General features: G+C 62.0%; 17 protein-coding genes, 1 tRNA gene and 2 rRNA genes (1 of these 20 only partly in view). 5 read left to right on the top strand and 15 right to left on the bottom strand.

What is annotated here, in order from left to right; all coding sequences use genetic code 11:
* The first annotated feature begins 81 nt into the window (after positions 1-81).
* Positions 82-1329 (top strand): ribonucleotide-diphosphate reductase subunit beta, encoded by a 1248-nt coding sequence (locus K5H97_RS06630; protein WP_028690940.1) that lies wholly within the window; start codon positions 82-84, stop codon positions 1327-1329.
* Between the two features lie 195 nt (positions 1330-1524).
* Positions 1525-2094 carry a BRO-N domain-containing protein gene (locus tag K5H97_RS06625; protein WP_051555685.1) on the top strand — a complete coding sequence of 190 codons (570 nt, stop codon included), beginning with the start codon at positions 1525-1527 and terminating at the stop codon, positions 2092-2094.
* A 28-nt stretch (positions 2095-2122) separates the two neighbouring features.
* On the opposite strand, the gene K5H97_RS06620 is transcribed toward K5H97_RS06625, so the two are convergent.
* The 3 genes from K5H97_RS06620 to K5H97_RS06610 form a co-directional block, all read right to left on the bottom strand.
* Positions 2123-3370 carry an IS256 family transposase gene (locus tag K5H97_RS06620; protein ID WP_060489951.1) on the bottom strand — a complete coding sequence of 416 codons (1248 nt, stop codon included), beginning with the start codon at positions 3368-3370 and terminating at the stop codon, positions 2123-2125.
* Positions 3371-3470: 100 nt separating this feature from the next.
* The gene (locus K5H97_RS06615) at positions 3471-3791 is read right to left on the bottom strand and encodes a helix-turn-helix domain-containing protein (protein ID WP_036986579.1); all 321 of its coding nucleotides are present in this window, start codon (positions 3789-3791) and stop codon (positions 3471-3473) included.
* A gap of 259 nt (positions 3792-4050) precedes the next feature.
* Positions 4051-4521, bottom strand: a complete 471-nt coding sequence (locus K5H97_RS06610) for a GNAT family N-acetyltransferase (protein WP_028692254.1) — start codon at positions 4519-4521, stop codon at positions 4051-4053.
* Between the two features lie 360 nt (positions 4522-4881).
* On the opposite strand from K5H97_RS06610, the gene pdxR reads away from it, so the two are divergent.
* The 3 genes from pdxR (at position 4882) to K5H97_RS06595 (ending at position 9507) form a co-directional block, all read left to right on the top strand.
* Positions 4882-6363 carry a MocR-like pyridoxine biosynthesis transcription factor PdxR gene (gene pdxR, locus K5H97_RS06605; protein WP_028692253.1) on the top strand — a complete coding sequence of 494 codons (1482 nt, stop codon included), beginning with the start codon at positions 4882-4884 and terminating at the stop codon, positions 6361-6363.
* Between the two features lie 277 nt (positions 6364-6640).
* Positions 6641-8071: an L-lactate permease gene (locus tag K5H97_RS06600; RefSeq protein WP_028692252.1), complete on the top strand. Its 1431-nt coding sequence runs from the start codon at positions 6641-6643 to the stop codon at positions 8069-8071.
* A gap of 17 nt (positions 8072-8088) precedes the next feature.
* The gene (locus K5H97_RS06595) at positions 8089-9507 is read left to right on the top strand and encodes an aminotransferase-like domain-containing protein (protein ID WP_028692251.1); all 1419 of its coding nucleotides are present in this window, start codon (positions 8089-8091) and stop codon (positions 9505-9507) included.
* A gap of 46 nt (positions 9508-9553) precedes the next feature.
* On the opposite strand, the gene K5H97_RS06590 is transcribed toward K5H97_RS06595, so the two are convergent.
* The 12 genes from K5H97_RS06590 to K5H97_RS06535 form a co-directional block, all read right to left on the bottom strand.
* On the bottom strand, positions 9554-10453 hold the full coding sequence (locus tag K5H97_RS06590; protein ID WP_028692250.1) for a LysR family transcriptional regulator: 900 nt from the start codon (positions 10451-10453) through the stop codon (positions 9554-9556).
* A 46-nt stretch (positions 10454-10499) separates the two neighbouring features.
* Positions 10500-12515: a pyridoxamine 5'-phosphate oxidase family protein gene (locus K5H97_RS06585; RefSeq protein ID WP_028692249.1), complete on the bottom strand. Its 2016-nt coding sequence runs from the start codon at positions 12513-12515 to the stop codon at positions 10500-10502.
* 18 nt (positions 12516-12533) lie between these two features.
* Positions 12534-13163: a glutathione S-transferase family protein gene (locus K5H97_RS06580; protein ID WP_028692248.1), complete on the bottom strand. Its 630-nt coding sequence runs from the start codon at positions 13161-13163 to the stop codon at positions 12534-12536.
* A gap of 162 nt (positions 13164-13325) precedes the next feature.
* Complete coding sequence (locus K5H97_RS06575; RefSeq protein ID WP_028692247.1) at positions 13326-13880, bottom strand: UPF0149 family protein; 555 nt, start codon at positions 13878-13880, stop codon at positions 13326-13328.
* Between the two features lie 84 nt (positions 13881-13964).
* A complete protein-coding gene (locus tag K5H97_RS06570) occupies positions 13965-14942 on the bottom strand; it encodes an asparaginase (protein WP_028692246.1) in 978 nt (325 codons plus the stop codon).
* Positions 14939-16006 (bottom strand): hypothetical protein, encoded by a 1068-nt coding sequence (locus K5H97_RS06565; protein WP_243431634.1) that lies wholly within the window; start codon positions 16004-16006, stop codon positions 14939-14941. The genes K5H97_RS06570 and K5H97_RS06565 overlap by 4 nt, the downstream gene beginning before the upstream one ends.
* 93 nt (positions 16007-16099) lie before the next feature.
* Positions 16100-16996 carry a nitrilase family protein gene (locus K5H97_RS06560; RefSeq protein ID WP_028692244.1) on the bottom strand — a complete coding sequence of 299 codons (897 nt, stop codon included), beginning with the start codon at positions 16994-16996 and terminating at the stop codon, positions 16100-16102.
* A gap of 135 nt (positions 16997-17131) precedes the next feature.
* A complete protein-coding gene (locus tag K5H97_RS06555) occupies positions 17132-19078 on the bottom strand; it encodes a flavin monoamine oxidase family protein (protein WP_028692243.1) in 1947 nt (648 codons plus the stop codon).
* Positions 19079-19266: 188 nt separating this feature from the next.
* On the bottom strand, positions 19267-20910 hold the full coding sequence (locus K5H97_RS06550; RefSeq protein WP_028692242.1) for an acetolactate synthase large subunit: 1644 nt from the start codon (positions 20908-20910) through the stop codon (positions 19267-19269).
* Positions 20911-21319: 409 nt separating this feature from the next.
* Positions 21320-21435 (bottom strand): 5S ribosomal RNA (gene rrf / locus K5H97_RS06545).
* Between the two features lie 129 nt (positions 21436-21564).
* Positions 21565-24457 (bottom strand): 23S ribosomal RNA (locus tag K5H97_RS06540).
* Between the two features lie 245 nt (positions 24458-24702).
* Positions 24703-24718, bottom strand: a tRNA-Ala gene (locus tag K5H97_RS06535) (it continues 60 nt past the right edge of the window).

Here is a 24718-nt window from a genome sequence, read left to right as displayed (position 1 = left end):
ACTCCAGATTTGCGTGCACCGCACCGCAACCAAGATCCACCGGCCATACTCATTGATGGCCCTCAAGCAGGAGATCTCACCATGCTGAGCTGGGACGAATTCGACAAAGAAGACGGCGAAGTCGCCGCCAAAGGCAACACCCCCGCGCAGGCCGCAGCCGCCACCCTCGACAAGCTCGACAGCGCCGGCGGTGCCGCCGCCCTGGAAGCCCGCGCCGCCACCGCCGCCGACTCCGACGCCGTCAAGCGCGCCAAGGCTGCGCTGGACGCCCTGGACATCGCGGAAGGCCTGGCCGAGCTGGAAGGCTCCTCGGCCCGCGTCGCGGTCGATGAAAAGCGCATGATCAACTGCCGCGCCGACCTCAACCAACTGGTACCGTTCAAGTACGACTGGGCCTGGCAGAAGTACCTCGACGGCTGCGCCAACCACTGGATGCCGCAAGAGGTCAACATGACCGCCGACATCGCCCTGTGGAAGAGCATGGACGGCCTGACCGAAGACGAGCGCCGCATCGTGATGCGCAACCTCGGCTTCTTCTCCACCGCCGACTCCCTGGTGGCCAACAACCTGGCCCTGGCCGTATACCGCCTGATCACCAACCCGGAGTGCCGCCAGTACATCCTGCGCCAGGCCTTCGAAGAGGCGATCCACACCCACGCCTACCAGTACTGCATCGAGTCGCTGGGCATGGATGAAGGCGAGATCTTCAACATGTACCACGAGATACCATCGGTCGCGAAAAAAGCCGCCTGGGGCCTGAAGTACACCCGCGCCATCTCGGACCCGGAGTTCAACACCGGCACCGTCGAAACCGACAAAGAGCTGCTGCGCAACCTGATCGCCTACTACTGCGTCCTGGAAGGCATCTTCTTCTACTGCGGCTTCACCCAGATCCTGTCGATGGGCCGCCGCAACAAGATGACCGGCGTCGCCGAGCAGTTCCAGTACATCCTGCGCGACGAGTCCATGCACCTGAACTTCGGCATCGACGTGATCAACCAGATCAAGATCGAGAACCCGCACCTGTGGGATGCCGCGATGAAGGAAGAGGCTACCCAGATGATTCTGCAGGGTACCCAGCTGGAGATCGAATACGCCCGTGACACCATGCCACGCGGCGTGCTGGGCATGAACGCGGCGATGATGGAGGATTACCTCAAGTTCATTGCCAACCGTCGACTGACCCAGATTGGTCTGAAGGAAGAGTATCCGGGGACTACCAACCCGTTCCCTTGGATGAGCGAGATCATGGACTTGAAGAAGGAGAAGAACTTCTTTGAGACTCGGGTTATTGAGTATCAGACTGGTGGTGCTCTGAGCTGGGATTGATCGTCCAGCTATCCAGAAAGGCTGCCCTTGGGCAGCCTTTTTTATTTACCGAGCCTCAAAATCAAGAAACCTCCTACATACGTATCACTACTTAACCAGAGGAAACCACGGTAGTTTGTTTGAGCGCTAAGAACGCTCACATGGCGGAATTCCGTTCCCGTTAGAAACGGCTCTCCCTGACTTGGATAGCCCATCATGACTCACTACTCCTCCACCCTCTTCACCCGCCACAACCGCCCCCTCCACACCCTCTGGCTCGAGTCCCAAGCCTGGTTTTGCGCCCACGAACTCGGTCGGATGACCGGGCGCTTCTTCGACGAACACTGCATCCGCAAGCTCGACCCGGACCAGCATCGCACCGTGCAGCTGCTGCGCTACGGCCAGTACGGCGAGACCACCATGGTCAGCGAGTCCGGTGCCTATACCCTGCTGGCCCATCATCACATTCCGGAAAACCGCCACCTGCGCCAATGGCTGACCCATGAGGTGGTGGCGGTGCTGCGCGATGGGCAGGATTCGGCGCTGGAAGACCTGCCGCGCCTGGGCAGGATGTGCTGGCCGGGTGGGCATACGGCGAGTCTGTTGTATTGGCAGAGTGAGCCTTGGGTACGGATGCGGGATATGCCGGTGGTGATGGCGGCGGAGAGGCCCGTGGTGGTGCCCGAGCGGCGCAAGTTGAGCTGGAAGGAATGTGCGCAGCGGGCGTTGCGGTTGCATGGGGTTGGCGATTGGGAAGTGTCAGATTTTTTGTGTGCGGGCCGGTAACGGCCTGCCGTCAGGCAGGCCCTGACTTTCACCAGGTCGGCCTGATGAACCGATCTCCGTACAAAATCGCGAATTGATTCATCGCACTTTTCCAATCATGCGCCGCTGAGCCCCAGTTCGCCGTGATGTTTCGCAGCCCCAGCCAGATCAGCTTGGTAGCTGCGTCATCGTTCGGGAAATGGCCTCGGGTCTTGATGATCTTGCGCAGCTGGGCATTGATACTCTCGATGGCGTTGGTGGTGTAGATCACTTTCCGGATGGCTGGTGGGAAGACAAAGAAGGGAATCACTCGATCCCAGGCGCGTCTCCAGGCCGCAACGACCGTTGGATACTGCTTGCCCCAGGGCCCGTTTTCAAACTCATCGAGTGCCTGCTCAGCCGCTTCGGCGTTGATGGCCTGGTAGATCGGCTTGAGCGCCTTGGCCAGTGCCCGCCGCTTGTCCCAGGCTGCAAAGTCCAGGCTGTTGCGGATCAGGTGCACGATGCACGTCTGCAGCGTCGTCTCTGGAAACACGGCGCTGAGAGCCTCTGGCATGCCTTTGAGGCCATCGGTCACGGCAATCAGCACATCCTCGACACCACGTGTCTTGAGATCGTTAAAGACCTTCATCCAGAACTTCGCACCCTCGGTGTTCTCGATCCAGATGCCCAAGATATCGCGCGTCCCGTCGGGTAGAACGCCCAGCGCCAAGTAAATGGCCTTGTTGCGCACCAAGCCTTCTTCGCGGATCTTCACCCGCAGTGCATCGAAGAAAATGACCGGGTACATGGGCTCCAGTGGCCGCTGCTGCCACGCGCCAATTTCTTCCATGACCTCGTCTGTCACAGAGCTGATGAAGTCGGGTGAGACCTCTGTTCCATACTGCTCGGACAGAAAGGCTCGGATCTCTCTGACCGTCATGCCACGGGCGTACATGGCGATGATCTTGTCATCGAAACCGGTGTACCGCCGCTCATGCTTGGGGATGAGAATGGGCGCAAAACTGCCGTCTCGGTCACGAGGAATTTCCAGCCGCAGCGGGCCATCGCCGGTCAAAACCGTCTTGCCACTCTTGCCGTTACGCTGGTTGGTTTCATCCTCTGGGCGCTGCGCGCCCGGCGGATAACCCAGGTGGTGGCCAAGTTCGGCGTGCAGAGCGCGTTCGATCAAGGCCTTCTTGAACGCCGCAGAGGCATCCTCGATAGCCTCTGCGGTCATCAGGCCCTCACCGAACTGCTCCAGCAGCTCTTTGGGGATTTTGGGCAGGTCACGCAAGGGTTTCTTTTTGGTTGGCATACATGCACCTCTTACTCATGTTATGCCCGAACACAAAATTTCTGACACCCTCGGCGATTGAACCCTGCGATCCACTGAAAGGGCTGCCATGCAGCCCTGTTCAATCCTGCCCTGACTTCTTCCGGATACGCTGGCGCTTGGCACCAAGCTCATAACAAGTGATGTCGGCTATGCACTCCACCTTCGGCAAAAACAGCGCCTCAAGCTCTTTTCTTCGACCTAGAACCATCGCCACTCGGATCAGATTTTCAAAACCGACATTTCGTCCCGTTTCAAGGTTGGACACGGTATTGGTGCCGATGCCGGCACGAGCAGCCACTTCCGCTTGCGACATCTGTTGAGCGAGCCGCTCGGTGCGCAAGCGCTCGCACAAGGCCCTCATGAGTTCGCTGGGTTTGGTAAGACTTAAATCCAACTTCATGTGTGTTAACTCGATAAATCGCAGTTAAGGCACAAAATATTGGATTAAGAACTCCTCTGCCAGGGAGGGGTTCGTCTTTCTGAATGGTCTGACAACACCGTAAGACTCAGGCAGTTTTCGAAAGGAAGATTTCTGATGACTGGGGCGTGGGAGCGGCGCGGCGCCGCAGGAGATTGCACCGCAAAGCCGGTGCTCCCCTTCGCGGGGCAAGCCCGCTCCCACGCCCTTATCTGCTCACAATGGACGTAGCACAATGGCCTTAGTGAGCAACATCCAGCGGCATCCGGTACTCAATCACCCCCGGCTTCTCGGCAATCCAGTCATACAACCGCTGCGCAGTCCGGTTGGTCTCCTGGGTATGCCAGTACAGCCGGTCGCACTGCTGCTGCCGGGCCTGGTCCTGGACGAACTCGATCAGTTGCTTGCCGATCATCCGCCCTCGGGCGCTCGGGCACACGTACAGGTCTTCCAGGTAGCAGAAGTCGTTGCGCCCCCAGGTCGAGCGGTGGAACACATAGTGGACGAAGCCGTAGAGCCGTTCGCCGTCGGTGGCCACGGCGCAGTGCATGGGTTCGGTCGGGTCGAAGAAGCGGGCCCAGGTGCGCTCGGTAATGGCTGGGCCCAGGTCTACCTGGTAGAAGGCCTGGTATTGCGACCAGTAGTCGTGCCAGGGCTGGAGGTCGGTTTGCTTCACTTCGCGGATGAAGACGGGTGGTTGGGTGGTGGTCATTGGTGGAACCCCTTTTTGGGCAAAGCAGTGTGGATGAGTGAGGGGGCCGGCCTGCCCGTAGCGCTCGCCTTCCTTGGTGGTTGCTTGCGGGCTTGGGTTTTATAGCGGATAAATGGTTGGTTTTTACCTGCCAATTGCTCGGTAATGGCCAGACCACTTTGGGGTTCTGGATGAGCGTTAGGCTTGAGATTGCCGGGGCTGCTTTGCAGCCCTTTCGCGACACAAGGCCGCTCCCACAGGGGATCGCGGTCGCCTGTGGGAGCGGGCCTTGCCGGAGCGCTGGACCGGTCGGAAAGGGGCGCGAAGCGGCCCCGGCATTGGCAGCCATTAATCAGGTCCATCAGCCAGGGAATCAGGCCAATGTTCAAACACGCGCAGCTGGAATCGGTGAAAGCCTGGATCAACGACCCCGCCCATGGCGAGCAGGCCTTGCATGTGCGTATCCAACGGGCGATCCGTCAGTTGATCCTCGACGGCGCACTGCCGGTGGGCAAGGCGCTGCCCGCCTCGCGCCCGCTGGCCCAGTCCCTGGGCGTCTCGCGGGATACCGTGGAGTCGGCCTACAGCCAGTTGCACGCCGAAGGCTTTATCGAGCGGCGCGTGGGCAGCGGCAGCTTCGTGTCGCAACGGGCGCGCTGCCTGCCGTCGCGCAAGCGCCAGCGTCCGGCACATCAGCAAGCCCCGGTGCAGTTGAGCCGCCGTGGTGAAGCGCTGTTGCACAGCGGTGGCGTCCACAACTTCCAGTCGCCCCGCCCCTTCGCCCCGGGCGTGGCCGAAACCCGGCACTTCCCCCTGGCCATCTGGGAGAAGCTGGAGCGGCAGGTGTACAAGGAATACGGCACGCGGGCGCTGGAACACAGCGAGCCGCAGGGCATGGCCCCCTTGCGCCGGGCAATCGCCGACTACCTCAACCTCGAGCGCGGGGCCCAGGCATCCGCCGAGCGCATCCTGATCCTCACCAGCTCGCAGCAGGCCCTTGGCCTGTGCGCCCAGGTGCTCATGGACGCAGGCGACCAGGTGCTGGTCGAGGACCCGCTGTACCAAGGCACCCGCAAGGCCGTCACCGCCGCCGGCCTGGCAGGCGTGCCGGTCCCGGTGGACGCGCACGGCCTGCAGGTGGACGCCATGGCCCGGCTGGCGCCGGATGCCCGGGCGGTGTTCCTCACCCCTTCGCACCAGTACCCGACCGGCGCGACCCTGGCGCTGGACCGGCGCCTGCTGGCGATCGAATGGGCGCGCCAGCAACGCGCCTGGATCATCGAGGACGACTACGACAGCGAGTTCCACTACGCCGGCCGCCCCACCGCCTGCGTGCAGGGCCTGGACCCACACGACCGCACGCTGTACATCGGCACCTTCACCAAATCGCTGTTCGCCGGTCTGCGCATCGGCTACCTGCTGCTGCCGCCCCAGCTCGTCGCGCCGATGACCGCCGCCCGCACGCTGCAGGACGGGCATAACGCCTCCATCGCCCAGCTGACCCTGGCCCGGTTCATGGAAGGCGGGCACTTCAACGCCCATGTACGGGCCATGCGCGCGCTCTACGCCGAGCGGCGGGATGTGCTGGCGGATCTGCTGCGCAGGCACCTGGGGGCGTTTCTCGTGCCGCAGGTGCCCGCCGGCGGGCTGCAGATGCCCTGCCATTTCGTACAGGGCTTGCCTGAAGACGCCGTGGTCAGGGCGGCACGCGGGGTGGGCATCGATCTGTTGGGGCTGGGCAGCTTGTACGCGGTGCCGAGGAACGATGCCGGCTTGCTGATGGGCTTTGCGGCACTGACGCCCGCTGAGATGAGGGAGGCGGTGGTGAAGCTGGAGAAGGTGCTGGCAGGTTTGGCCAGATAGCCACGCTGCGTGCAAGCAGTACGGTCAAAACCCATGCGGAATGCGACCAGAATGCCCGATCCATGTAATGCCTCGGATTGCAGGCATTAACGGCCAATATCGCAGTCAGCGCCCAGAAATCCAGGCATTGGCGTGAGAGGTGGTGCGAACAAGTGCCTCCAATGCCACGAGCCAGGGGCTGTATTGAAAATCCCCCACCCCCTGTATCTATTGCAGTCCCGCCCTTCCCTCCACCATCCCTTCCACACTCCTCTGGATGGCTAAAGGAACCCGCATCATGGCTGCCCTGCTGCTGCAAATGTCCCCCATTGGCCTGGTGATCGCCCTGATCCTGCTGCTGCGCCGCCCACCCGTGCAGGCCGCGCTGGCCGGCGTGGCCGGTGTCCTGCTGCTGTGGGGGCTGGGCGCCGCGCAGCCGCTGTCGGCGGCGGTGTCCGGCGCCATCCTGCAAGACACGTTGATCCTGTTCCTCAGTACCGCCTGCGTGATCGTTCCGGGGCTGGCCTTCGTCATCCTGGTCGAACGCGCCAACGCCCCGCAGGCGATCGGCGCCTGGGTGCGGGAGCTGGGCTGGACGCCGCCGATGCAGGTGATCTTCATCGTGCTGGGCCTGGCGCCGCTGCTGGAGGCGATGACCGGGTTCGGGGTGTCGCTGATCGCCACGGTGCCGCTGCTGATGGGACTGTTTTCCCGCCAGGTCGGCATGAAGATGGCCCTGGCCGGCATGGTGGTGATGCCCTGGGGCACGCTGGGGCTTGCCACGGTGATCGGCGCGCTGCTGGCCCATATGCCGGCGCAGGAGCTGGGCAGCCATTCGGCACTGGTCAGCGCCCCGGTGTTCCTCGCCCTCGCGGCGGTGGCACTGGCGTTGGCACGGGTTCGCAGCGTACAGGCGTGGCTCGGGCTGGGACTGGTCTCACTGTTGTTCAGCGCGGTGCTGTATGTAATCAACCGCTGGATTGGCCCCGAAACCGCAGGGGTATTGGCCGGGCTGGCGGTGGTGTGCGTCGGCCTGGGGCTTTCCTGGGCGCGGCGCGGGGCCCTGGTGCGCTGGCCGCAGACGGCATGGCCATACCTGGCCTTGCTGGGGGTGATCATCGCCTCGCGGGGGCTGTTCCTGCTGTCGGGCTGGGACGGGCTGTGGGTGGTGCATGGCAACAACGTGTCGTGGAAGCCGCTGGCGTCGCCGGGGCTGGCCTTGCTGTTGGTGGTGCTGATGATGGCCGCGCGCCAAGGTGCGGGTTTCCCCTGGCAGGCGCTGGTCAAACGGGCGCGCTTTCCAGTGGCGACGATCTTCCTGTTCCTGCTGCTTTCCCAGGTGATGGTCAAGGCCGGTTTCCTGGTCGAGGCGCAACGCGCGCTGCAAGCAATGTCGGGTGTGTCGCTGGCGTCGACGGTGTCGCTGCTGGCCGGGCTGGCCGGTTACGTGACAGGCTCCAATGTCGGCGGCACCACGCTGGTGATGCCGTCCATTGCGGCATTATCCAGCGCCCACGGCCCCTGGCTGGCAGCCATGGCCAACAGCGCCGCGGGGCATGGCGCGTTGGGCTCGTTGTCGATCCTGTCGCTGGTCATCGGGCTGGCCGGGGCCGACCGTGAGGAAGAACACAGGCTGATCCGCTTCGGCTTCGTCCTGGTGCTGCTGAACATCGTCATCGTGGCTGCAACGGGCACGGTTTTGCTCTACCTTTCCGGGGCCCCCGCTTGACACCACACAAGGCCGCCATGGATCGCAACCCCAAGCCCGACAAACGCTGGCACACCGTCAACGCCTGGCTGCTGCGCCAGATCGACAGCGGCGAATGGCCTACCGGCACGCAACTGCCCTCGGTGCGCGAACTGGCGCGGCTGTTCGACAGCAGCCTGGCCACGGTGCAACGGGCCCTGGCGGAGCTGGAGGCCAATGCCTATGTGCAAGCCACGCCCCGGGTGGGGTACTTCGTCGCCAAGGGCGCGGCCCAGGTGCAGGGCTTTGACCTCGCCAGTGTCAGCGTCAACGTCAACCACGCGGTGGTCGCCATGCTCGCTCAGGCCGCCAGCAACGGCGGGTTGTCGTTAAGCTCGGCGGTGCTGCATGACGAACTCACGCCCCAGGTGCTGCTGAACAAGTGCCTGACGACCCTGGCCAGCAAGGCCGATCAGCCGCTGGCCGGCTTGATCGCCCCGCCTGGCCTGGCCTCGCTGCGCCGACGTATTGCCGGGCTGATGCTGCAGCGCGGCGTGGCCTGCGGCCCGGATGAAATCCTGGTGACCTCGGGCGACACCGTGGCCCTGGAGCTGGCTCTCGAGGCCGTAGCCCGGCCGGGCGCCACGGTAGCGATCGAAACACCGACCTACTACGGCATCCTGCAGACCATCGAACGCCTGGGGATGCGCGCCCTGCCCATCCGCACCCACGCCGACAGCGGCATGGACCTCGAGCACCTGGAATGGGCGCTCAAGCGCGGCAAGGTCGATGTGGTGTTCCTCAACCCGACGCTGCAGAACCCACGGGGCTTCATCATGCCCGACACGGCGCGGGCACGGCTCTCACAGTTGGCGCAGGCGGCGGATGTGCCGATCATCGAGGACGATATCTTCTTCGACCTGGTGGACGAGGCGCAGCGGCCCAAGGCGATCAAGCACTACGACGAGACCGGGCAGACGATCTATTGCTCGTCGTTCTCCAAGACCGTGGCGCCGGGGTACCGGGTGGGCTGGTGCGTGGCGGGGCGGTATCGGGATGCGATCCTGGCCCAATTGTTTTCGCGCAACCTGGCGGTGTCGAGCCTGGCCCAGCGGGTGCTGGACGAGTTCATCGGCCGGGGGTACATGGAGGAGCACTGCGCCAAGCTGCGCGGCCGGCTGGCGGCGCAGGCCGGAGTGATGGAGGCGCTGGTGCGCTCGGCGTTTCCGCCGGGGACGCGGTATGCGGCGCCGCAGGGCGGCTTCATCCATTGGATCGAATTGCCGGAAGGGACGGACATGGTGGCGCTGCAACGGCTTGCCGCGGAGCGTGGCTGCAATGTCGGCGCCAGCGGGATGTTCTTTGCCGATGGGGAGTGTGGCACTGGGTTGCGGGTGTGCCTGGGGCGGGTGATTACGCCGCAGGTGATGGGCGGGTTGAGGGTGCTGGCGGAGTGTACGGCGCTTTCGAGGTGTTAATTGCGTTTAAGGTACTTGGGGGCGCTTTGCGCCCCAGAGTCCGGAATCAAGCCAGGTGTGCCTGGCTGCGCAAATGCTCGGCCAACATATCGATAAAGGTCCGCACCTTGGTCGAGCCATATTTGCTCTCCCGATGCAGGATATGGATAGGCCACGGCGCTTCTTCGTATTCGGCCAGGATCACCTGCAAGCGCCCGGCCGCCACTTCATCCGCCACCTGGTACGACAGCAGCCGTGCAATCCCGAGCCCGGCGCTGGCCGCGGCGATGGCGGCATCGTTGCTGGTCACGGTCAGGCGCGGCTTCATGCGGATCAGCGTCGGGTCGTCGATGGCACCGAAACGCCAGTCCGTGCGCGGTGACAGGGTCCCGGCGGCGATCACTTCGTGCTTCTGCAACTCCGAGGGATGGCGCGGCGTGCCGTGGCGTTCCAGGTATTCGGGCGAGGCGCACAGCAGCCGGCGCATTTTGCCCACGCGCAACGCCTTGAGGCCCGAGTCGGGCAACTGGCCGATGCGCACCGCCACGTCCATGCCCTCCTCCACCAAGTTCACCACGCGGTCGAGGAAGAACGCCGACACATCCACCTCGGGGTACTGCTGCAGGTAACGGACGATGCACGGCATGACGAACTTCTTGCCGAACAGGATCGGCGCGGTAACCGCCAGGTCGCCCTTGGGCGCGGCGTTGATGCCGGCGGCGGCTTCGTTGGCCTCGACGATGCTGGCGAGGATATGCCGGGTGTCTTGCAGGTAGCGCCCGCCGGCCTCGGTCAGGCGCACGCTGCGGGTGGTGCGTAGCAGCAGCTTGACCCCGAGCTGTTCCTCAAGGGCAGTGACCGCGCGGGTCACCGCCGCCGGCGAGATAGCCAGGCGGCGGGCGGCGGCGGCGAAGCTTTCCAGCTCGCCAACAGCCACGAACACTTTCATCAGGTGGATCTGGTCCATGCCGCGCCCCACGCGTTGTCGTGGGGCGATTATCGCCGTGGTCACGCTAGAGCTCCAGTATCAGGGGCTGCACGCCGTCCTCGGCCTGGGCGGGGATGGCACAGCAGATCAACACGATGCCGGGCTCGGGCAGTTCGGCGGGCGGGTTCGGGTAGTGGACCTGGCCGCTGACCAGCTTGGTCCTGCAGGTACCGCAGGAGCCGCCTCGGCAACTGAAGTCCGGCGAAAGGCCACGGCTTTCCGCCAGTTCCAGCAGCGTGCCGCTGTTTGGCGCCCAGCGCGCTTCCTTGGCGGAGCTGGCGAAGTACACCGGCACCGGTTCGCTGGCGGGTGGGGGCTGCTGCAGCGTCGGCTGGTTGTCATCGGTGTGGCGGCGCAGGGTCGAGGGGCCGAAGGCTTCGGCATGGATGCGGGCGTCGGGCACATGCACGCCGCGCAGGCCTTCGTACAGATCCTGGGTGAAGCTGGCCGGACCGCAGAGGTAGAAGTCGTAGTCGTCCAATGCCAGCGTGGCCTTGATCTGCTCGATGCCCAGGCGGTTGGCGAACTGGTAGTCATGACCCAGCACGGCCTGGGGTTCGGGCTGGCTCAGGGCACGATGGATGCTCAGCAAGCCATTGGCGTGTTGCTGGAGTGCGGCAAGCTCCTGCTGGAACGGCAGGTCGGCCAGTGTGCGCCCGCCATGGAATAGATGGATGCGCCGCCCCTGCCCTTTGGCCAGCTGCTCGCGGAGCATGGCGATCAACGGGGTGATGCCGACGCCCGCGCCGATCAGCACAAGGGGCCGCTCACTCTGCTGATCCAGGGTAAAACTGCCCATGGGCTGACGCACCTCCAGCCGATCGCCAACCTTCACCTGTTGATGCAGATAGCGTGACGCCGGCCCCTGCGCCTTGACGCTGATGCGCAGGTGGCCATCGGACGGCGCGCTGGACAGGCTGTAGGTGCGGATCAGCGGTGCCTCGCCATCCACCTGCAGGCGCACGGGAATATGCTGGCCGGGCGCGAAGGCCACCGCCGTACCTTCCTCGGGTTGCAGGTAGAACGAACGGATATCGCGGCTTTCCTGCTCGATACGCAGCACGCGCCAGGTCAGCCATTGGCGTTGGCGCTCACGCTGTTGCAGGCGCTCTTCGGCTTCACTCCAGGTGCCGGTCATCAGGCTGGTGGGGGCGTACTCCTGGAAGGCCCAACGCAACGACACCGCAGCCGGGCGAACCACCACCTGCTCGATGTCCAGGGTCCAGATCCGCTCGGCGCCTTCGAAGGCGCTGATCAGCGGGCTGTCGAGAATCACCTCGGTGCGCCCGGAAACCTGCAGCACATCGCCCGTGGTGAAGTCGACGAACAACAGGCCGGCAACCGGGTTGGCCAGCAGATTGCCGAGGGTATTGAAATGCAGGTTGCCGGCGTAGTCAGGAATCGTCAGGCGATTGCCTTCGACCCTGACGAAACCGGGGCGACCACCGCGGTGGGACACGTCCACGGCACGTTGGCCATTTTCATGCTCGACGTAACTGGCGACAAAGAAGGTGTCGGCGTTTTCGATCATGGCGCGGGTCGCGGCATCGAGTACCGATAAATCCCGACGCGCCTGCGGCGGCTCGTCGACGCGGGTGTACTCGCGCAGCTGGATGTACTGCGGGCAGTTGCCGAACGACTGCTCGACCACCACCGCCAACTGACCGGCGCTGGCCCCGCGGATCAGGCCATTGAGGCGATTGCGCCGCCGCGTTTGCAGCTCGATCCCCAGCAGGCCGATGGCGCCACCCGCCACCAGGCCCGGCGTGGCCGGATCGTCGCTGGCGAGATCGGCGCCGATCAACAGTTGCCGTGGATCGGGCGAGCTGACGAAGCCTTCCGGGCCTTCGAGCAGCGTCGCCCAGGGTTTGCCTGCGGCGTCCACGGCACCGGCCACCATGAACGGCAACTGCTGGTAGAAGGTGCGATGCTGGTCGGGCATGAAGTCACGGATGACCTTCTGCCCGAACGCCTCCATGCGCTCGGCAACACCGACGTGCTCCTGCAGCCGTTTTTCACCTGCATGCCAGGGCGATTGCATGGCGGCATTCCTCGGGACTCAGAGGGTGGTCTGCAAACCGATGACCGTACGTGGCATCGGCACGAAGCCCGGCAGCGCCTCGACACGGGCCAGCCAGGCGCGCACGTTGGGGTACGGTTCCAGCGACACGTTGCCTTCCGGCGCGTGGGCGATGTACGAGTAGTTGGCGATATCGGCGATGGTGGCCTGGTCACCGACCAGGAACGGGCCCTTGGCCAGTTCGGCGTCGATCACCTTGAGCAGGGTGTGGGCGCGGCCGATGACTTCATCGGTGTTGAACGAGGCACCGAACACCGTCACCAGACGTGCCGCTGCCGGGCCGAAGGCCAGGGGACCCGCCGCGACCGACAACCAGCGCTGCACTCGGGCGGCACCGACCGGATCCGCAGGCAACCAGCGCTCACCGCCATAGGCCTTGGCCAGGTAGACCAGGATGGCGTTGGAATCGGCGATGACGATGCCGTTGTCATCGATCACCGGCACCTGACCGAAGGGGTTGATGGCGAGAAACTCTGGCTGCTTGTGCTCGCCCTTGGCCAGGTCGACGAAGACCAGCTCGGTGGGCAGTTCGAGCAGCGACAGCATCAGCTCGATGCGGTGGGCGTGGCCGGACTTGGGGAAGTTGTAGAGTTTGATCGGGCTTGGCATGTGCGGGGCTCCGGATCAGCGCCGGGAGTGGCGCTGCTGGAGGACATGCTGCACTGGATCGCCCGACAGCAGAATCAGTGCTGGGAGCAATTCGGTATTACGGTAGGTGGAATAATTACAGTCGTGCGGCCAGCCCGCTTCCACGCGCCCGCGATGGCGATCTCAATGACGGTGCTGCTTCTGGTACTGATACAACCCCCGCGCCGCCTCGACCACCAGCGGCACACAGGCCTGGCGCTCATCGAAGCTCATCGAATCGAGCAGCTCGAAATTGTCTTCCAGCCCATGCAGGGAAATGGCCTTGAGCAGACGATCCTGCTCCGGCGGCAGCTCGCTCCACTCGGCCACCTGGGTACCGCGCATGTAGCCGAAGCACCATTCCTCGAGAATGATCGCCGGGCCTTCCTCTCCTTCGCTCTCCTCGAACAGCGGTTCAAAGTGCTCGAGGTCGTTGGCCAGCTCTTCCGCCACCTGGCTGGCGTAACGCAGCATCAACGCGGTGTAGGCCTCTTCATGGGCGGGCTTCTTGAACTTCGGCACCTTGCCACCGGCGACAGAAGGCAGCCATTGCTCAGGGTTGACCTTGTTGGGGGAGCTGGCCAAAGCGGTGAAGAAGCCGTTGAGCTCGGCGAGGTTGAGCACCGAATAATCGTTGCCGTAGGTGATCAGCAGGTCTTCGAGACGGTCGAGTTCTTTTTCGCTGAGCGCGGGGAGCATGGGCGGGTGTCCTGGGGCGGAAATTTGCATGCACCCTAGCACAGGCAACGCCTGCCCGCTCCCATCAAGGGAACAGACATCGGACTATTGCTGCAGCCAGTGCGCCAGGTCGGCCTGCCGCCCGGTGCCGATCAGCAGCCACAGCAAGAGTCGGCACTTGCGCGGGCAGAGCCAGCCGGCCATGTGCAGGCCCCGGGCCTGCAGATCGATCTCACCACCGTTGAATCCGTAGGTACCCAGGGCTGTCGGGCCATTGCCGGTGCGGGTGGCGATGATCACCGGCATGTTGCCGGCGATGCTCCCCGCCGCCTCGGCCCAGGCTTCGGAAACATGGCCTGCGCCAAAGCCGGCAACCACCAGCCCTGAATAGCCCAGGCCACCGAGCGCTTGCAGCAGCCTTGTATCGGCATCGAGACAGGCCTCCAGCACGACGACCTGGTGATCCACCTGCATCGGCAGGGGCAACACCCGCCGTGGCGTGGCAGCCTGGCGGTAAATTGGGCTGCCCTCCACGACCTCCCCTATCGCCCCTGTGCCGGGCGACTCGAAGGCCGCCATTGCCAGGCTGGCAGTCTTGCGTACACGGGCGGCTTGGTGAATCTGGTCATTGATCACCACCAGCACACCACGCTCCCGACTACCATCGGCTATCGCCACCTGCACTGCCGCCAGCAGGTTCGCCGGACCATCCGCGCCCGGTTGGCTGGCCGAACGCATGGCGCCGGTCATGATCAACGGGATGTCATGGGGCCAGAGCAGGTCGAGGAAATACGCGGTCTCCTCCAGCGTATCGGTGCCTTGGGTGAGGACCACGGCCTGGGCCCCCGCTTGCACTTGCGCGCTTGCCCAGGCCAGCGCGTTCAGCATGTCGCTGAACGCCAGCGAGGCACTCGGCACCAGGCACAACGTGGCGGTGCTGATCTGCGCCAGTGCCTGCAGTTGCGGCAGGGACGCCAACAGCGCGGCGCAATCGAGCCGGGGTGTCACACCCTGCCCTGGCGCCCCAGACTGCATGCTGACCGTGCCGCCCAGGCTGGCGATCGAAACACGTGGTGATGTCATGGATTACCTCCCGCAAGTAAGCCGACCAGGGGCACGATGCCCAGGGTGCTGATGGCCATGGACAGGACATTGCCGATATAGCCGTGCATGTAGCTTGGCAGACGCCGGCTGATGGCCACGGCAAGCGGCGGCGCGATCAGCGCGCCGAGCACGGCGCTGGTGACGATCACCTGCCAGCTGCCGCCCAGCGTCAGCACGGCGGCGGGCACGATCGACACGATGGGAATATAGGTCGGATACCAGCCCCGCTCTTTCCATTGCCGGCGCCAGAACAGCACACCGACCAGCGATGCCAATACCTGCCCGGCCACCAGCTGCAGCACCAGTTGCGAGCCGTAGGCCGGCGCCGCCGGGGCTAATACATAAGCCAGCAAGACGCCCAGCAGCAAGCCGAGGCTGGCCAGTTCATTGCCAAAAAATGGCGCCTCGCTGAAATCGGCCAGTACCCGGCGCAGGGTCCAGATCACGCCATAGTCGGGCTGGCTGGCCGTCGCGGCGACCACTGAGCGCTGTCCATCGCGAACCAGCGCCGGAAAGCGCTTGCACAGCAGGAATGCCAGCACGCTGGCCAGGGCCATGCCACTGACATTGCCAATCACCACCGGCAACTGCAGCGGGTAGCACAAGTAGTTGACCAGCAGCAGGCTGGCCGGCGTCACCAGCACGGCACCGAGCAGCGCGCCATTGATCGCAACGCGCCAACCGCCGCCAAACAGCAGGACCATGGCCGCTGGCAGCGAGACGAAGGCGACGAAGGTCGGCTGCCAGGCACCACCGTCCAGCGTCCAGCCCCACAACGCATGGCTGAGCAGCAGGCCGAGCAGCGAGCTGATGATCAGCCAGGGCCACAGCCCGGTGCCGTAGCAGATGGCAAAGCCTTGCCAGCAATACCCGCGCTGCTGGGCCCAATGCGCGAGGCTCGCCCCCAGCAACAGCCCCAGTGCCGGCAGCTCATGCTTGTAGAAGGCGACCTCGCTGATATCGCCGACAATCCAGCGCAGCCTGCTCAGCGGCTGGTCGAGGGTTGCGACGAGCTGCGCATAATCGGGCCATCCACCCAACATCAGGCTGGCAATGCAAAGCAGTGCGAGGCCCAGGATTGTCAGCGACGACGACCGTTGTCGCGGTAAAGAAAGGCGCTGTTCCATGACGCCTCCTCAACGTGGCATCGGCGCATGCAGCCGATAACCCAGGGTGGCGTCGTAGAGGTCGGTGCGCCGGTCACGCGGCAGGTCGTTGAGGCTGTTCCAGATCGGCGCCGAGCGGGCGGCGCTGAGATCGACGTCGGCATAGAGTATGCACTCCTCCTCGGCACTGGCCACCTCGCCGATGGGCCAGCCGTTGGTACCGGCAATCAGCGAACAACCGAGGAAGCGCCCGCCCCGTTCGCGACCGATGCGATTGGCGGCAGCGATATAGACATTGTTGGAGTGGGCCGCGGTCATCGTCAGGTACGAGGCCATGCAGCGCCCGGCCTCGTCGAACAGCGGCGGCGGCGTCCAGACCCAGTTGTTCAGGCTGCAGATGATGTCGGCGCCCTGCGCGGCCATGAGCCGTGGCACCTCCGGGAACCAGATGTCCCAGCAGATCAACAGGCCGATGCGGCCGATGGGCGTTTCGAACACCGGGAAGCCCAGGTCTCCGGGGGTGAACCAGAGCTTTTCCTGGTTCCACAGGTGTGCCTTGCGGTAATGCCCGAGCAGCCCCTGCGGGCCGAACAGCACGGCGCTGTCGTAGAGCTTGAGGCCGTCCCGCTCGGCGAAGCCTGCGGCCAGATACACCTGCTGCTCACGAGCGAACTCCGCCCAGGCCTGAAGGCATCGCCCACCCTCCAGCGACTCGGCGTGGGCATAGGCCTCGGCGCGGGAGTTGAAGGTGTAGCCGGTATTGGCCAGCTCCGGCAGCACGATCAGGTTCGCCCCTTCACGCGCGGCGCTGCGGGCCAGGGCCAAGCCACGGCTCAGGTTGCCATCGCAGTGGTCCAGGCCGACCTGCGGGTCGTACTGGATGACGGCAATGCGCACGGGGCTGACGGGAGTGGTGTGTTCCTGCATGGCGGCTTCCTGTTCTGGTTGTTGTGGAAGGCCGCCAGTAGAACGGGCATGGCAGGTGGGGCAACAGTCAGCAGGATCCTCTGAAACTGAGGGAGATTGCGAAAATACGTGGAAGAGTACTCCTACAAAGTTGTTTCAAAGCGCCTGTCGAGGCACCTGATAATGCGGATAGTGCTCGAGGCTGAAACCCCCTTTGAAATGTGCGCCGGTGTTGTTGCAGAGGTTGATCACGGTGTCGATGGCGGTGCGCAGACACGGCTCGGTCCAGCCGGCATCGACAGAGAAAGACTCCCCGGCGAGGTAGAGCCCTGAATGGGCACTCAGGTCGCGGTTGTACTTCATCAGGCTCACCGCGTCGTAATAGGCGTCCGCCCGGTACAATTTCGCACAGCCAAGTGCATTCCTGTCTGTCATCCATCTTTGTATGCGAGTGTTTCCAAGATCGATATGCGGCGAGATGGGTTCGCCGATGTTGCTGCAACGCATCAGAATCCGATCGAGTTCCGCTACGCATTTTTCCACCAGCTCCGCGTCTGTATACGCCGCCAGCTTGGTGGCATCGTCCTCCCAGGTGTAGCTGAGCAGGATGCAATCGCGGGTGTGCTGATCGTTGTAACGGTAGGCATAGACATCGTGCACGAAGCTGTCGGTGACCAGGATCTGCGGCAGGTGGGGATGCTGGTCGAGAAAGCTTTTACGCAGCGGCGCATAAACCTTGCAGCTGGTCTCCCAATGGGCGTGCTTCCAGGCCTCGACAATGGCCGGTGGCAGCATGCTCAGGGAGAAGCCCTCCAGGCGCATCCCTGTTTCGATCAACCAGGACGGCGTGGTAAGCACCACGCTGTCGAACACATCGCTCATCGGCTGAGCCTTGGCTTCATCGCTGTGCCGCCAACGGTAATCGACGCGGATGCGGCCATCGGCCAATTTGTGCAGGCCATGAACTGAGCTGTCCGACAGCAGGCCATCCTTACGCGCCACGCATTGGCTGTACAAAGATTCGCCCAGGCCAGCGATGTCCATGAACAGCAGGGCCTCATCCAACGCGGCGATCCCCAGGTAGGCAGGTGCCTGGAAATGCAGGCCTTTGCTGTCGGGAACAGTCTCGACATCCTGATAGGGCGCTGCAAGCACTCGCCCCTTGTCATCTACACGACCATGCACAAGCTGCAGGTGGCTGCTGAACCCGAAAATGGCGGTGCGCAGCGGATAGAGGCAACACACGTCGTAGAAGGCGCCCCAGTTGCCATCACCGATGCCGATTGCATAGAAGATCGCCGACTCGTCACGGTCCATGCCAAGGCCACCGAAATCGCCTGGATTGCCAGGGTCCCAAGCCTCCAGGATCGGTAGCAATACCAGGTCACGGAACGACAGCCTGTGATATCGCTCGACGATTGCCGACCACGTCGTCAGCCAACCTTCTGTGCCGTAGATGACGGCCACCTGTTCGGTGAAACGCTCGGCAAAGCGCCGCCACTTGCTATGAATCCTCTGTAGTACCGCAGTTGGTGGCGGAGTGTGACCTTCGGGGTTTTTCCAGATCAGCAGCTTCGGATCACCCTCCCCTTCAAGTTGGCCTTCACGCAGGTAGATACCTGTTGCATTGACCCAGGGCGTGCCAGGGTTGGGGAAGTCGGAAAGTCGCAGGTCGAACAGATCTGCGTAGTAAGCCATCAGTGAATGGCCTGCCTTGGGCGGCTCGCCGGTACGGTTGAAGAACGGCATGCGCATGGCGCCCATCTCGAAGGGAGCGGTGTGTACTGTTGGCTTGTCAGCAGAGGATGACACGGTGAGATGACGCCCCCCAATTCGCCGGGCTTGCTCGATCAGTGTGATCTGGGTGAAACCACAGCGCAGCAGTTCACGTGCGACGGTGAGGCCGGTGACGCCAGCACCGACAATGCAGATGCGATGTGCAGGACGAGCAACCTGGGCAATGCCGCCTTGCTGTTCGACAAGACGTCGGTAGTCGAAACACAGGTCAGGCGGATTCGGGAAACGTGCGGCCCATGGCAGCACTGGGGTGCGTGGCTCGACGGCAATGTCGGCGGGATGGTTGTACGTTGATCCAATGGTCATGATCTCGGGTTCTCAGGGTTGGTGAGGAGCCTGAGCATGCCGGGAGCAGAGAGGTGGGGATGGGTAGATGTGTATGGTGGTGCAGCGTACGTTGTTGCCTGTACTTACGTTGTCGCGGGACAAACCGCTCACACGTTGTTCTTGCACAACGTGGGAGCGGGCTTGCCCCGCGATGAGGATGCTACGGTTTAGACCGCCAGCGCGCGCTCACGCAGCTCGCTGTTGAGGATGCGGTCGTTCTCGCTGTAGTCCACCGGGCAGTCGATCACGTGCACGCCTGGGGTCTTGATGCAGTGCTCGAGCAGCGGCAGGAAGCCTTCGGCGCTTTCCACGCGGTGGCCATTGGCACCGTAGGCTTCGGCGTACTTGACGAAGTCCGGGTTGCCGTAGTCCAGGCCGAAATCGGTGAAGCCCATGTTGGCCTGCTTCCAGCGGATCATGCCGTAGCCGTCGTCTCGCAGGATCACCACGGTGATGTGCATGCCCAGACGTACCGCGGTTTCCAGCTCCTGGCTGTTCATCATGAAGCCGCCGTCGCCGCATACCGAGATGACCGGGCGATCCGGGTACACCAGGTGCGAGGCCATGGCCGATGGCAGGCCGGCGCCCATGGTCGCCAGGGCGTTGTCCAGCAGCACGGTGTTGGGCTTGTGGGCCTTGTAGTTGCGGGCGAACCAGATCTTGTAGATGCCATTGTCCAGGGCGACGATGCCTTCGGACGGCAGGGCGCGACGGATGTCGGCGACCATGCGCTGCGGGTAGACCGGGAAACGGTCGTCGTCGGCGCCTTCGGCGATCTGTGCTTCGTTCGCTTCACGGATGGCCATCAGGCGGGTGAAGTCCCAGTGGCTGGTGTCGGTCAGCGCTTCGCTGATCTGCCACACGGCGTTGGCGATGTCGCCGATCACTTCCACCTGCGGGAAGTACACGGCGTCTACCTCGGCCGAGCGGAAGCTGACGTGAATGACCTCGGTGCCGCCACGGACCATGAAGAACGGTGGCTTCTCGATCACGTCGTGGCCGATGTTGACGATCAGGTCGGCGGCTTCGACGGCGCGGTGCACGAAGTCACCGGAGGACAGCGCGGCGTTGCCGAGGAAGCGCGGATGGCGCTCGTCGACCACACCTTTACCCATCTGGGTGGTGATGAACGGGATGCCGGTCTTGTCGATCAGTTGCTTGAGGACCTTGGCGGTCATCTTGCGGTTGGCGCCGGCACCGATCACCAGGATCGGGTTGCGGGCGTTCTGCAGTTTCTGCACGGCGGCTTCGATAGCCACGTGCTCGGCCAGCGGGCGACGGTGCAGGCTGCGCGGGATCGGCAAGGCGTCGGTCTGCTCGGCGGCGATGTCTTCCGGCAGCTCCAGGTGCACGGCGCCTGGCTTCTCTTCTTCGGCCAGGCGGAAGGCTTCACGCATGCGCGCTGGGATGTTGTCGGCCGAGGCGAACTGGTGGGTGTACTTGGTGATGGGGTCCATCATGCCGCACACGTCGATGATCTGGAAACGGCCCTGCTTGGACTTCTTGATCGGCTTCTGACCGGTGATCATCATCATCGGCATGCCGCCCAGGTAGGCGTAGGCACTGGCGGTCACCAGGTTGGTCGCGCCAGGGCCGAGGGTCGACAGGCTGACGCCGGTCTTGCCGGTCAGGCGGCCGTAGGTGGCGGCCATGAAGCCCGCGGACTGCTCGTGGCGGGTCAGTACCAGCTTGATCTTCGACTTGCGCAGGGACTCGAGCAAGTCGAGGTTTTCCTCACCGGGAATGCCGAACACATACTCGACACCTTCGTTTTCCAGGCATTGCACAACGACATCGGCGGCCTTGGCCATCTTGCTTCTAACCTCAAGTAATAGGACGGTGAAAGTCCAGAAATGCGCAGCACGGTACGCTGGCATCGCTCGGTCCGGGTGCCAGGATTGCCCCGAACCTAAGCCTTGACGCAGGGTAGGTACGGGGAAGTCACGTAATTGTGACGGCAATATTGTCGCACCTGCGACGAGGCGATGTGAGGTAGCCGACGAGCAAAGGATATTTGCGTGATCGTCAGCAAACGGATGCCGTGTAGGAACAAGATACCGTGGGAGCGGGCTGGCCCCGCGATAAGGCCGAATCAGGCCGTGATGTTATCCGAGCATGCGCCATCGCGGGGCAAGCCCGCTCCCACGTCAGATTTCTTTACCAGGGCTGAAAAGACAAAACCCCTACCTGCTCGCGCAGATAGGGGTTTTGCGAAATGAATCTTGACGATGACCTACTCTCACATGGGGAAGCCCCACACTACCATCGGCGATGCATCGTTTCACTACTGAGTTCGGGATGGGATCAGGTGGTTCCAATGCTCTATGGTCGTCAAGAAATTCTGTTGCCAGAATGTCTTAGGAACACTCTTGGCTAATTCGGATATGTGAATTTGTGGTCTTACGAACTTTCGGATCTTTCGTCTTCACCACCACAATCTGCGTAGCAGATTGCTTGGGTGTTATATGGTCAAGCCTCACGGGCAATTAGTATTGGTTAGCTCAACGCCTCACAGCGCTTACACACCCAACCTATCAACGTCGTAGTCTTCGACGGCCCTTCAGGGAGCTCAAGGCTCCAGTGAGATCTCATCTTGAGGCAAGTTTCCCGCTTAGATGCTTTCAGCGGTTATCTCTTCCGAACATAGCTACCCGGCAATGCCACTGGCGTGACAACCGGAACACCAGAGGTTCGTCCACTCCGGTCCTCTCGTACTAGGAGCAGCCCCTCTCAAATCTCAAACGTCCACGGCAGATAGGGACCGAACTGTCTCACGACGTTCTAAACCCAGCTCGCGTACCACTTTAAATGGCGAACAGCCATACCCTTGGGACCGGCTTCAGCCCCAGGATGTGATGAGCCGACATCGAGGTGCCAAACACCGCCGTCGATATGAACTCTTGGGCGGTATCAGCCTGTTATCCCCGGAGTACCTTTTATCCGTTGAGCGATGGCCCTTCCATACAGAACCACCGGATCACTAAGACCTACTTTCGTACCTGCTCGACGTGTGTGTCTCGCAGTCAAGCGCGCTTTTGCCTTTATACTCTACGACCGATTTCCGACCGGTCTGAGCGCACCTTCGTACTCCTCCGTTACTCTTTGGGAGGAGACCGCCCCAGTCAAACTACCCACCATACACTGTCCTCGATCCGGATAACGGACCTGAGTTAGAACCTCAAGGTTGCCAGGGTGGTATTTCAAGGATGGCTCCATGAGAACTGGCGTCCCCACTTCAAAGCCTCCCACCTATCCTACACAAGCAAGCTCAAAGTCCAGTGCAAAGCTATAGTAAAGGTTCACGGGGTCTTTCCGTCTAGCCGCGGATACACTGCATCTTCACAGCGATTTCAATTTCACTGAGTCTCGGGTGGAGACAGCGCCGCCATCGTTACGCCATTCGTGCAGGTCGGAACTTACCCGACAAGGAATTTCGCTACCTTAGGACCGTTATAGTTACGGCCGCCGTTTACCGGGGCTTCGATCAAGAGCTTCGCTTGCGCTAACCCCATCAATTAACCTTCCGGCACCGGGCAGGCGTCACACCCTATACGTCCACTTTCGTGTTTGCAGAGTGCTGTGTTTTTAATAAACAGTCGCAGCGGCCTGGTATCTTCGACCGGCGTGGGCTTACGCAGCAAGTGCTTCACCCTCACCGGCGCACCTTCTCCCGAAGTTACGGTGCCATTTTGCCTAGTTCCTTCACCCGAGTTCTCTCAAGCGCCTTGGTATTCTCTACCTAACCACCTGTGTCGGTTTGGGGTACGGTTCCCAGTTATCTGAAGCTTAGGAGCTTTTCTTGGAAGCATGGCATCAACCACTTCGCGCTCTAAAGAGCACTCGTCATCAGCTCTCGGCCTTGAAATCCCGGATTTGCCTAAGATCTCAGCCTACCACCTTAAACTTGGACAACCAACGCCAAGCTGGCCTAGCCTTCTCCGTCCCTCCATCGCAATAACTGGAAGTACAGGAATATTAACCTGTTTTCCATCGACTACGCTTTTCAGCCTCGCCTTAGGGACCGACTAACCCTGCGTCGATTAACGTTGCGCAGGAAACCTTGGTCTTTCGGCGTGCGAGTTTTTCACTCGCATTGTCGTTACTCATGTCAGCATTCGCACTTCTGATACCTCCAGCAAGCTTCTCAACTCACCTTCACAGGCTTACAGAACGCTCCTCTACCGCGTCATCAAAGATGACACCCGTAGCTTCGGTGCATGGTTTGAGCCCCGTTACATCTTCCGCGCAGGCCGACTCGACTAGTGAGCTATTACGCTTTCTTTAAAGGGTGGCTGCTTCTAAGCCAACCTCCTAGCTGTCTAAGCCTTCCCACATCGTTTCCCACTTAACCATGACTTTGGGACCTTAGCTGACGGTCTGGGTTGTTTCCCTTTTCACGACGGACGTTAGCACCCGCCGTGTGTCTCCCATGCTCGGCACTTGTAGGTATTCGGAGTTTGCATCGGTTTGGTAAGTCGGGATGACCCCCTAGCCGAAACAGTGCTCTACCCCCTACAGTGATACATGAGGCGCTACCTAAATAGCTTTCGAGGAGAACCAGCTATCTCCGAGCTTGATTAGCCTTTCACTCCGATCCACAGGTCATCCGCTAACTTTTCAACGGTAGTCGGTTCGGTCCTCCAGTCAGTGTTACCTAACCTTCAACCTGCCCATGGATAGATCGCCCGGTTTCGGGTCTATACCCAGCGACTAAAGCGCCCTATTAAGACTCGCTTTCGCTACGCCTCCCCTATTCGGTTAAGCTCGCCACTGAATATAAGTCGCTGACCCATTATACAAAAGGTACGCAGTCACCTAACAAAGTAGGCTCCCACTGCTTGTACGCATACGGTTTCAGGTTCTATTTCACTCCCCTCTCCGGGGTTCTTTTCGCCTTTCCCTCACGGTACTGGTTCACTATCGGTCAGTCAGTAGTATTTAGCCTTGGAGGATGGTCCCCCCATGTTCAGACAAAGTTTCTCGTGCTCCGTCCTACTCGATTTCACTGGCAAGAGATTTTCGTGTACGGGGCTATCACCCACTATGGCCGCACTTTCCAGAGCGTTCCACTAATCTCAAACCAGCTTAAGGGCTGGTCCCCGTTCGCTCGCCACTACTAAGGGAATCTCGGTTGATTTCTTTTCCTCAGGGTACTTAGATGTTTCAGTTCCCCTGGTTCGCCTCTTGCACCTATGTATTCAGTACAAGATAACCAGCTTATGCTGGCTGGGTTCCCCCATTCAGAGATCTCTGGATCACAGTCTGTTTGCCGACTCCCCAAAGCTTATCGCAGGCTACCACGTCTTTCATCGCCTCTGACTGCCAAGGCATCCACCGTATGCGCTTCTTCACTTGACCATATAACCCCAAGCAATCTGGTTATACTGTGAAGACGACATTCGCCGAAAATTCGCATGTTGCTCATTGCTGAGCAGAACTCACAAATTTTACCTTAGCCTGAATAACCAGCAGTGAAACTGGTATTCAGTCTATCTATCACATATCCGAATTTTTAAAGAACGATCTGACAAAAGTCAGAAATCAACATTCATCACCGAATGTTCATTTCTAAGTTCTGAGCAGTGCTGCGAAACCTGAAAGAGTGGTGGAGCCAAGCGG

The organism is Pseudomonas mosselii, assembly GCF_019823065.1.
Lineage (GTDB): Bacteria > Pseudomonadota > Gammaproteobacteria > Pseudomonadales > Pseudomonadaceae > Aquipseudomonas > Aquipseudomonas mosselii.
This window is presented reverse-complemented; position numbering and strand designations above follow the sequence as displayed.